9 protein-coding genes are annotated in these 10,295 nt (G+C 70.8%); 6 read left to right on the forward strand and 3 right to left on the reverse strand.

The features are described from left to right. Both ACOJSN_RS05980 and glgX read right to left on the reverse strand, forming a co-directional pair. Positions 1-633 (reverse strand): FAD-dependent oxidoreductase (locus ACOJSN_RS05980; protein WP_420111596.1); only part of this gene is annotated, 633 nt, incomplete at its 3' end. 100 nt (positions 634-733) lie between these two features. Then, a complete protein-coding gene (gene glgX, locus ACOJSN_RS05985) occupies positions 734-2,944 on the reverse strand; it encodes a glycogen debranching protein GlgX (protein WP_420111597.1) in 2,211 nt (736 codons plus the stop codon). A 137-nt stretch (positions 2,945-3,081) separates the two neighbouring features. On the opposite strand from glgX, the gene ACOJSN_RS05990 reads away from it, so the two are divergent. From ACOJSN_RS05990 to ACOJSN_RS06005, 4 genes are read left to right on the forward strand one after another with little or no spacing between them, the layout of a single operon-like run. Continuing rightward, the gene (locus ACOJSN_RS05990) at positions 3,082-3,885 is read left to right on the forward strand and encodes an electron transfer flavoprotein subunit beta/FixA family protein (RefSeq protein WP_420111598.1); all 804 of its coding nucleotides are present in this window, start codon (positions 3,082-3,084) and stop codon (positions 3,883-3,885) included. Continuing rightward, positions 3,882-4,844, forward strand: coding sequence for an electron transfer flavoprotein subunit alpha/FixB family protein (locus ACOJSN_RS05995; RefSeq protein WP_420111599.1), 963 nt, complete (start codon positions 3,882-3,884; stop codon positions 4,842-4,844). The genes ACOJSN_RS05990 and ACOJSN_RS05995 overlap by 4 nt, the downstream gene beginning before the upstream one ends. Further along, a complete protein-coding gene (locus ACOJSN_RS06000; RefSeq protein WP_420111600.1) occupies positions 4,841-5,524 on the forward strand; it encodes an HAD hydrolase-like protein in 684 nt (227 codons plus the stop codon). The genes ACOJSN_RS05995 and ACOJSN_RS06000 overlap by 4 nt, the downstream gene beginning before the upstream one ends. After that, a complete protein-coding gene (locus ACOJSN_RS06005) occupies positions 5,521-6,438 on the forward strand; it encodes an aminoglycoside phosphotransferase family protein (RefSeq protein ID WP_420111601.1) in 918 nt (305 codons plus the stop codon). The genes ACOJSN_RS06000 and ACOJSN_RS06005 overlap by 4 nt, the downstream gene beginning before the upstream one ends. A 3-nt stretch (positions 6,439-6,441) precedes the next feature. Here the strand turns inward: ACOJSN_RS06005 and ACOJSN_RS06010 are convergent, their stop codons facing one another. Continuing rightward, positions 6,442-8,094, reverse strand: coding sequence for a PQQ-binding-like beta-propeller repeat protein (locus ACOJSN_RS06010; RefSeq protein WP_420111602.1), 1,653 nt, complete (start codon positions 8,092-8,094; stop codon positions 6,442-6,444). 254 nt (positions 8,095-8,348) lie between these two features. Between ACOJSN_RS06010 and ACOJSN_RS06015 the strand changes: the two genes are divergently transcribed. Continuing rightward, entirely contained in the window at positions 8,349-9,029 is a 681-nt protein-coding gene (locus ACOJSN_RS06015) for a GntR family transcriptional regulator (protein WP_420111603.1), read from the forward strand. Between the two features lie 349 nt (positions 9,030-9,378). Then, a partial coding sequence (locus tag ACOJSN_RS06020) for a hypothetical protein (RefSeq protein ID WP_420111604.1) occupies positions 9,379-10,295 on the forward strand: 917 nt, incomplete at its 3' end.

Consider the following 10,295-nt stretch of genomic DNA (forward strand, 5'->3'; position numbering starts at 1 on the left):
GCGGTTGCTGGCGTGGCCGCGCGCTGCCGAGGAGTGCGCGAGCACGTCCGCGCGCACGCCGGTCACGGCACCGTCGGTCGTGACGATCTCGGTGACCCGACGGCGGAATCTCACCTCGAGCGTGCCCGCCGCCCTGGCATCTCGCGCCGCTCGGACGAACGGCTCGAGCACGCCCGGCCCGGTGCCCCAGGTGACGTGGAACCGGGGCACGGTGTTGCCGCGGCCGTGGGCCTCGTGGCCGCCACGCTCGGCCCACTGCACGAGTGGGAACCACCGCACACCCTTCTCGCGCAGCCAGGGTCGTAGCTCACCCGCCGCGAGGTCGATGTAGGCGCGCGCCCACGCGTAGCCGTGCCGGTCCGGCCCTTCGCCACGGTCAGCACCCTCGGCGAAGCCGGCGGAGGCCAGCCAGTCCGCGAGCGCGAGGTCGGCGCAGTCCTTGATCCCCAGGCGCCGCTGCTCGGGCGAGTCGATCAGCAGCAGCCCGCCGAAGCTCCACCACGCCTGCCCGCCGAGCGAGGCCGCGGGTTCGGCGTCGAGCAGCGTGACGCGCCTCCCACGGGCGACCAGCTCGGTCGCGGTGACGAGGCCCGAGAGGCCGGCTCCGATGACGACGACGTCGACCTCTGCCATGTCTCAGCACCCTAACGGCGCGAGCCTGACTCGCCGCGGCACCTCGCCGGATGCTTCACCATCGCGGCCGAGTGGGGCGCCCGGGGAGACTGTGGGTGGGTCAGGCTGTCAGGTAGATGCGCAGGCTCATCCCGGGAGCGGTGAAGGACTGACCGGCGGCGACCTGCACGCGATCACCCTGCTCGGGGCGCTCCCACGCGGAGTCCCACACCAGCTCGAAGCGCTGGTCGACGCTCGGCACCGTGACCGTGACCTCGTTGGGCGCCCCATTGATCACCACCAACACGTCGCGGTCTGTCGGGTCCGGACTCACACGGTACTTCTGCAGCACCCGCCGGTGCGGGTCGTGCCACACGTCGAGGCTCATCGCCTCGCCCGACTCCTCGAACCACATCAGCGTCGGGCGGCCGGAGCGGGACTCGTCGGGGCGGCGGAATCGCCACGGCCGGAGCACCACATGATCGCGTCGCAGCGCCGCGAGGTGCTGCACGGTGGCGAGCTGATCGCGCTGGGCGTCGTCGAGGTGCCAGTCGACCGCGAGCCGGAGGTCGTCGGAGCCGTCGATCGCGCTGCAGTAGGCGTTGTTGTTGCCGTGCTGGGTGCGCGCGAACTCGTCGCCGGCCGTCAGCATCGGGGTGCCGGCGGAGACGAACAGCATCCCGAGCAGGTTGCGTTGCGCCCGCCGCCGGGCCGCCAGGATCTCGGCGTCGTCGGTCTCGCCCTCGACGCCGTGGTTCCAGGACCGGTTGTCGTCGGTGCCGTCGCGGTTGTCCTCGCCGTTGGCGTGGTTGTGCTTGACGTCGTAGGAGACCAGGTCGGCGAGCGTGAACCCGTCATGCGCCGTCAGGAAGTTGACCGAGGCCACGGGGCCGCGACCGCCCGGCACCGCCGTGTGCGCGAACATGTCGGCCGATCCGGCGAGCCGGGTGGCGAGGTCGCGCAGGTCGTGGCCCTGCCCGCCGCTCGCGATCGCGGCGGCGTCCGTCAGCCAGAACGTGCGCGCACAGTCGCGGTAGCGGTCGTTCCATTCGCTGATCGGAGGTGGGAAGTGCCCGGTCTGCCACCCATGCGGACCCAGGTCCCAGGGCTCGGCGATCAGCTTGGCGCCGGAGAGCACCTGGTCGCTCGCGAGCGCCACCAGCAGCGGGTGCTCCATGTCCACGTGCTCGGCGCGCCGCGCGAGCGTGGTCATGAGGTCGAACCGGAACCCGTCCACGCCGACCTGCTGCACCCAGTACCGCAGCGAGTCGAGCGTGAGCTGGATGGCGCGGTGGTTGCGGAAGTCGAGAGAGTTCCCGCACCCGGTGACGTCGAGGTAGCGGTGCGCTGCGGAGCCGTCACGCAGGTAGTACCCGAAGTCGTCCAGCCCCCGCCAGGACAGCGTGGGCCCGTCGACGCCGCCCTCGCAGGTGTGGTTGTAGACGACGTCGAGCAGCACTTCGATGCCGGCCTCGTGCAAGAGCTGCACCATGCCCTTGACCTCGTCGAGCACCGCGGCCGGTCCGGCCTGCTGGGCGGCTCGCGTGGCGTACCTGGGCTCGGGCGCGAAGAACGAGAGCGTGTTGTATCCCCAGTAGTTGTCGACACCGCGCTGCTGCAACGCCGGCTCGGTCATCTTCGCGTGGATCGGCAGCAGCTCCAGGGCCGTGACCCCGATACTGCGCAAGTGCTCAATGGTCTGGGGATGCGCGAGTCCGGCGTAGGTGCCGCGCAGGTGCTCGGGCACGCCGGGCAGCTGCAGTGTGAGCCCCTGCACGTGCGCCTCGTAGATCACCGTTCGGCTCCACGTGGTGCCAGGCCGGTTCGCTGCACCACCACCGGGCGAATCAGGCAGCACCACACCGTGCGCCACGTACGGGGCGCTGTCCCGCTCGTCCGGCCCGTCGAGAGGCAACGGCGACAGGTCGTCGTCGACCGGGTGGCCGTAGATCTCCGGTCGCAGCGCCACGCCGCCCGAGATCCCGCGCCCATAGGGGTCGAGCAACAGCTTGGCCGGGTTGTGCCGCATCCCGTGGTCGGGGTCCCACGGGCCCTCGACCCGGAACCCGTACCGCTGCTCTGCGCGCACGCCGGGCACGTGCGCGTGCCAGCGGCCGTGCAGGCGCGGCATCAACGCCACCCGGCGCTCCACCAGATCGCCGTCGACCTCGTCCAGCAGGCACAGCCAGACACGGTCGGCGAACGGTGCGCTCACCACCACGTCCACGCCGTCACCCTGCAGGTGCACGCCGAAGCGCTCGGACCGGACGGCGGGCATCGTCGCCTCGGTGGTCTCGAGCACGGTCACGGTCGGATCGGCCAGGGTGGTCATCGTTCCTCGGGGCTGGGGGCGGGACCAGTCAAATGTAGTTGTTCAGCGGCCCGCAGCCGCGCACCGACGGGCCGACAGGCGGACGCTGACCCTGTGCGGTGCCGGTCGGGCCAGAGGAACGTGGCAGGCTTGCTGCCATGCGTGTGGTCGTTCTCGTCAAGCATGTTCCGGAGCTGTTGAGCCAGCGTGCGTTCACCGACGGCGGGACCGCCGTGCGCACCGCCGACGACTCCACGCTCAACGAGGTCGACGAGAACGCCGTCGAGGCCGCGCTCCAGCTCGCCACGGCGACCGAGGGCGAGGTGATCGCCGTCAGCCTCGGCCCGAGCATCGCCGTCGACGCCCTGCGCCGTGCGCTCGCGATGGGCGCGAGCCGCGCGGTCCACCTCACCGACGAGGCGTTCGCCTGCTCCGATGTGGTGGCCACCGCGCGCGCCTTGGCGGCCGCTGTTCGCCATCTCGACGGCGGGGCACCGGTCGACGTGGTGCTCACCGGTCTCGCTGCTCTCGACGGGTTGGGCTCGGTGGTGCCCTCGCTGATCGCCGCCGAGCTGGGCTGGCCGCAGCTGACCGTGGTCGAGGAGCTCACGCTCGACGGGGAGACCCTCGTGGCGCGCCGGGAGCTCGACGGCGCGACCGAACGCTGGCGCGCCAGCACGCCTGCGGTCGTCTCGGTGATCGACACCGCCAACGATCCGCGGCTGCCGAAGATGAAGGATCTGATGGCCGCGCGCGGCGCCGAGGTCGCCGTGCTCACACCCGCCGATCTCGGCCTGAGTGCCGACGAGGTCGGCGCTGCCGGTTCCCGCACCCGCGTGGTTGCGGCCGAGCAGCGGCCCGAGCACCCCGGCCCCGAGATCGTCACCGACGACGACGGCGAGGGCGGCGCGCTGCTGGCGAAGTACCTCATCGACAACGACCTCGTGGGAGGCGCCAAGTGAGCACACGTCACGTTCTCGTGGTCGCGCCGGCGGGCGTGCGCGCGCCGGTGCTGGAGTCCGTCACGCTGGCGCGCACGGTCGGCGTGCCCACGCTGCTGTCGCTGGTGCCGCTCACCGATGCCGAGCTGACCGCCCTCGGCGAGGCCGGCGTGGAGCGTGCGCTCGTGACTGACCTGGGCGACGCCCGTCACAGCGCCGCCGTCGCGGGTCGCGCCGTCGCGACCGCGGCCGAGGCCACCGGCGCGAGCCTCGTGCTGCTGCCGACCTCGTTCGTGGCCAAGGAGGTTGCCGCGCACGCCTCGTACTTGCTGGACGCCGGTCTGCTCATCGACGTCGGCTCGATCGCCGACGACGGCGAGAGCGGCCAGGTCGTCGGCGGCAAGCGGGCCTTCGCCGGCACCTGGGAGACGACCTGCGCGGTCACCAGCCCGGTCGCCGTCGCGACCGTCCGGGCCAACGCCGTGACCGCGGCGCCCGCCGAGGCGCCGGTGAGCACCGCCGTCGAGCCTCTCGAGGTCGATGCGACGCTGCCGCGAGGGCTCGAGCTGACCGAGCGGACCGAGCACCCCACCGAAGGGCGACCCGCACTGGCCGAGGCGGCCACGGTGGTGCTCGGCGGCCGCGGCACGGAAGGTGACTTCAGCGCAGTCGAGGAGCTCGCCGACGCGCTCGGCGCTGCGATCGGAACCACACGCGACTGCGTGGACGAGGGCTGGCAGCCGCACGATGCGCAGGTGGGGCAGACCGGTGTGACGATCGCACCGCGCCTGTACATCGGCGCCGGGATCTCCGGGGCGCCGCACCACCACGGCGGCATGCAGGCCTCGGGCACGATCGTGGCCGTGAACGTGGACCAGGACGCACCGCTGGTGCAGATCGCCGACTTCGCCGTGATCGGCGATCTGCAGGAGATCCTGCCGGCGGCCGCGGCGGCCATCCGCGAGCACCGCGCCTCATGACCGCGCCGCTCGCGCTGCTCGACCTCGACGGCACGCTGTCCGACTCCGCGCCCGGCATCGCGCGGTCGGTCCGCGCCGCCCTGACCTCGCTCAGTCTTCCGGTCCCGCAGACCCCCACGGGGCTGCGCTCGTTCGTCGGCCCGCCGTTGCCGGTCTCGTTCCGCGCGCACGGGGTGCCGGAGGAACAGATCCCCGAGGCGATCGCGGTGTACCGCGGCGAGTTCGAGGCCGGCGGCATGTGGGAGTCGCCGCCGTTCGAGGGCATCCCCGAGCAGCTGCAGCGCCTGCGAGCGGAGGGAGTCACGCTCGCCGTCGCGACCTCCAAGCCCGAGGTGTACGCGCGGCCGATCTGCTCCAGGTGGGGTCTGGACGTGCTGGTCGACGGCGTCTACGGCGCCCCGCTGGACCACATTCCCTCCACCAAGGCGACCGTGATCGCCCACGCCCTGTCGGAACTCGGGGAGCGGGTGCCGGCGACCTCGCAGATCGTCATGGTCGGCGACCGGCACCACGACGTGGAGGGTGCGGCCGAGCACGGTATCGACTGCCTCGGCGTGGGCTGGGGATACGGAGAGCCGGGTGAGCTCGACGGCGCGGCCGCGACGATCCCCGCGGTCGCCGAACTCGCGGACGCGGTGCTGGCCCACCTCGGTGCGCGCGAGGAACTCGCCGCCCGATGAGCAGGACCAGGCTCGCCTGGTCCGCCCTGCCGGCCCATGTTCAAGGCGAGATCGAGGACCGACTGGGCTCCGCCGTCGAGCATGTCGAGAGCCACGAAGGCGGCTACTCGCCCGGCATGGCGGCGACACTGACGACGGTGGGTGGCGAGCGGACGTTCGTCAAGGCTGTGGCGAGCTCGTTCCACGAGCGCAGCGGCGAGCTGTACCGCGATGAGGTGCGGGTCAACGGGGTGCTGCCCGAGGGCGTGCCGGCGCCTCGGCTGCGGTGGAGTGTGGACGACGGTGACTGGGTGGCGCTCGGCTTCGACGCGGCTGACAGCTCCGTGCACGTGCCGTGGCAGCCGGACGACCTGACGGCGGCGATCGAGCTGTTCACGACGCTCGCCGAGGTGCCGGCTCCCGATGCGCTGGGCTCGGTCGGTGGACATCTTGCAGGGATGCCGACGTGGGCGAACGCTCACGCGGAGGGCACCGACCTCAGCTCGTGGGACCCGTGGGTGGCCGAGCACCTGTCGATGCTCGCCGAGGTCGGCGCCGATTGGGCCCATGCCGCTGAGGGGACCGCGCTCGGGCACGGTGATGCGCGAGCGGACAACATGGTGCGCACCGGTGGTCGGTTGCTGCTCGTCGACTGGCCGTACGCGACCGCAGCTGCGCCCTGGCTCGAGCTGCTCTGCTTCCTGCCGAGCGCCGAGCTCGAGGGCGCGGGTTCCGCTGCGGCGATCTGGGACTCACACCCGCTCGGGCAGGCTGCCGACCCGGACCGGGCCACGGCCGTGCTCGCCGGACTCGCCGGCTACTTCGTGCACGCGAGCGTGCAGCCCCCGCCACCCGGCATCCCGCATGTGAGGGCGTACCAGCGCGCGCAGGGCGAAGTGGCGCTGGCGTGGCTGCGGGAGCAGCTGGGGGAGTGAGCCTCAGGGCAGCTCGAGCAGGGCGATCTCGTCATAGCCGAGGGAGACCGCTACGTCGCCGATCCGGACGACATCGCCACGGGTGTTCCGCTCCCAGATCACCTCGCCGGAGGCCATGTCGATCCCGATAGCGTCGCCCGTGTTGACCACGGCGACGTCACCGATCTGGACCATGTCACCGAGGTAGCCCTCATCGAGCGGCACGGACCAGATCATCTCGCCGGTCTCGGGGTCCAGGGCGACCACCTCGAGGTCGCCTACGAGGAACGTCGCGTCCGGCTCCACGTAGACCGACGGCGGCAGCACGATGCCGGTCCAGACGCCGGGCTGCTGACTGAACCTGTACGTGGCGGCTCCGGTCACCACGCCGGTCTCGGGGTCGATCGGGATGACCTCGAACTGGTTCGTGGTCGGCTCGCTGAGAGCGACGAGCTGGGTGTCCGAGTCCTCCTCGGGCGTCGCGGGGCGCAACCCGGCGGCGGTCCAGGTGCGGGTGCCGTCCAGCTCGTAGCGTTCGAGCTTCTCCTTGACCACGCAGTAGTAGTGGTCCTGCGCAGGGGTGGCCGAACGGCACTCGTGCACGAACGTCTCGCCGGTGGCGGGGTCGATGATCGCGACGCCGGGTGTGGCCCAGAGCATCACGAGCCCTCCGCCGAGGTCGCGCCAGCGCGGCCGTTCAAGCACGGGGTCGCCGTCGGAGTCGTAGAAGTGGTCGAACATCAGGTCCGCGTTCTCGATGTCCGCGATGTCGAAGCTCCAGACCTCGGAGCCGTCCGGTGTGAGCCCGGTGACCGTGGCGTGCGGGGCGGGGTTTGCCGGACCGACGGCGATCAGCACGTCGCCGTTGCTGTGGACCGTCTGGACGTCGTCCAGCGCGGTGTCGGTGGTGTCAAGATCCTCGCCCGTGACGGCGTCGATCCGGTGGAAGACCCAGGTGTCGCTATCCAGCGCGAGGCACAGCAGCGCGCCGTCGACCTCTCTGTCGGCGCAGGCCACCTGGGGGAGCGGGCGCTCCCACAGCACCGTGCCGTCGACCGGGTCGAGGGCGGCGATGCCCTGCCTGACGTAGTCGTCGTCTTCCCAGGCGATCACCCACGACTCATCCCCGGCGATCACGCGCGTGCCGGTGAACGCGCCGTCCGGGTTCCGTGAGATGGCGGAGTCCTGGCCTGCCTGCGTGAGGTCCTCGACCGAGACGACCCACGTCTCGTCGATGGCGTCAGGGTCGGTCCACGTGGTGGTCGGGGCCGTACCGGTGCCGTCGTCGGAACCACTGGAGATGCGGCCGACGACGAGGCTGATGATCATGGCGATGACCACCATCACGACGCCACCGATCAGGACCGCGATGGCACAGCCGCGCCGGGCGCTGTTGGGCGCTCCCGCAGGAGCGTGCGGCTGCGCGGGGTACCGGGATGACCCGGTGGGATGGTTGAGATAGGGCGAGGTCGGCTGCTGCGCCGGTGTCGCCTGGCCAGGGGAGCCCCACTGTGGCGGCTGGGGCTGCTGCGGCTGGGGCTCGGGCGACTCGTCGAGAGCCCCGTACGGCGTCGGAGCCATGTAGCCGGACGTCGGCGTGCCCTCATACTCGGACCCGGCGTCGTCGCCCGGCGTGGGGTCGCCGGGGCGGAACCGGGCGTCATCGGGCGTGCTCATCAGGTGCTCACCATCGGCTGCCACGTTAGCGAGCCGGCGGGCGCAGCACGACACGTGCACCGGGGACAACTATCCCGGGCGTCAGGGCTGCCGCACCACTCGAGTTGCACGCCCGACCGATCCGGTGCCGCTCGTGCTGGCGACGGTGGCACGGGCCAGGCTGGCGCCATTGTGACGATCTGCCTCGCTGGAGACACGACCTGCGGGTAGATTGCCAGACAAGCGTTCTCGAGCAGATGGGAGAGGTGCCATCCATGGCCGATCGCCGTCTGAGTGCCGTCTCCTTGGTCGATGCGGTGGCGGAATCGCTTCGACTCGACGTGATCTACCGTGAGATCGCGCCAGGCGCGGTCCTCACTGAGCAGTTCGTCGCGGACAGGTTCACCGTTGCCCGGACGACCGCCAAGGCTGCGGTCGAGCGCCTCGTGGCTGACGGGTTTCTGCAGCGGGCTATGCACCGAAGTGCGCGAGCGCCGATCCTCGGCGCTGATGACATCCGGGATCTCTACGACACTCGCATCCTGCTGGAGGTCGAAGCGTTGCGCCGGGTCGCCCGTTCGGGCTCGGTCCCCGTGCAGGCGGAACGGCACGCGCTCGAGCTGATGGTCTTCGCGAACCGTGGGGACCACGACGGCATGGCAGGTTGTGACGTCGCGATGCACCGTGCACTTGTCGAGGCCGCCGGCAGTCCGCGCCTGACCAGGATGCACGCGACGATCATGGGTGAGGCGCACATCTGCATGGTCCAGGTCCAGGATCGGAACCTGCTCCACGCCCAGGTGATCGACAGCGAGCACAAGGTCATGCTGGACGCTGTTGCCGGCGCCGAGGTCGAGGCAGCAGCGGCGGCGGTCCGAGCACATCTGGTGCGCGCCCGGGACCAGCTGCTGCTCCGTCACGAGGAGCTATCGACGCTCGAGTCGAGCCCCGTCTGACGCGGGAATCCTGAGCTCGCCGGCCGGATAGTGCCACCGAGGCGACGAGGTCGACCACGACCGGATGATGGATCGTGCCGTCCTCCAGGGTGGTGCGGGCGACGAGAGCCCAACGCCGTTTCAGCCCGCTTGCCCGTTTAGCCATCTTGACAGACAAGCAAGCTAGACGCCAAGATGGCGTCGTTCCCTGGGTCGCACCGACCGGCAATGAGACACCGCCACGGCGGCGTGTGTCGGGCCGTGAGCGGGAACCGCCGCAGATATCAAGACCGATAACACGTCACAGAATCTACACGTGTAGATGCCAACGAAGGCCCTCAAGGGTCGCCGAGAGACGAGGACGAGACGGATGCCCGAGAAGGACTACCAACCAGATGGCGAAGCGGCATCAGGGCACCTGCGTGCGGGCCAGATCATCGCGCCCTGGATCTCACTCGGTCCGTTCTACGAGGATGTCAGCAGTCAAGTCCGGGGGTTGACGCGCTTCGAGCGGTCAGGCTCAGACATCGGTGGGGAGCTGCTCGACGACATCGTCGCGGAGGCCGACCCCCTGCTTCGAGCGACGCCGCGTGAGGGTGACGGTGCCTCCTTCCGGGGCCAGGCGCACCGCTGGGCCATCGCCCGACGTCCAGAACAGTTTCTGTCATGGGGGGAGTACTTCCTGACCAACCACCTGGCGGCGATCTTCCTGTCGACGAGGCTGATGGCCGGCTCCGAGGGGCGGAGTGTGCGCTGGCGGCTGGTCACGCGCATCAGTTCCCGCGCAGTCGTGGCGGTGAACGGAGAGATCGTCATCGACACCGACGCTCTCGCGCCGCGTGTGAGCGCCGACGGCTTCGAGTATCACTTCACGGCACCTCTGCAGGCGGGTGAGAACGTCGTGACCGCTGGCCTGTTTCGTCTGGGGCGCATGGGCCAGGTCGGCTTCCGGCTGGAGCTGGTCGACGACGACGCCTGGGCGCTCGCCCCGCTGATTGAACACATCGCTCCTGCGGTGCGAACCCAGATCGAGGACGCCCTGGCGGGCGTGAGCCTGGAGCGCGACATCCTGTATCCGAGCGATCAGCTGCGCGTGCAGGTCGAGACTGCCCCGCACCCATCGACGCGACTGGAACTCAGCCTCGACGCGGTCGGCACGGGCGACAGCGTGGCCCGCGTGAGCGTGACCGCCGCCGGCTCGCACATCATCTGTGATGGGGCGGGGCTCGCGGATGGCTTCTACACACTCGTATGCCGATGGTCCGACGGCGACCAGGGCCACCCCAT

Origin of the sequence: Pseudactinotalea sp., from assembly GCF_048594945.1 — a bacterium.
Classification (GTDB): domain Bacteria; phylum Actinomycetota; class Actinomycetes; order Actinomycetales; family Beutenbergiaceae; genus Pseudactinotalea.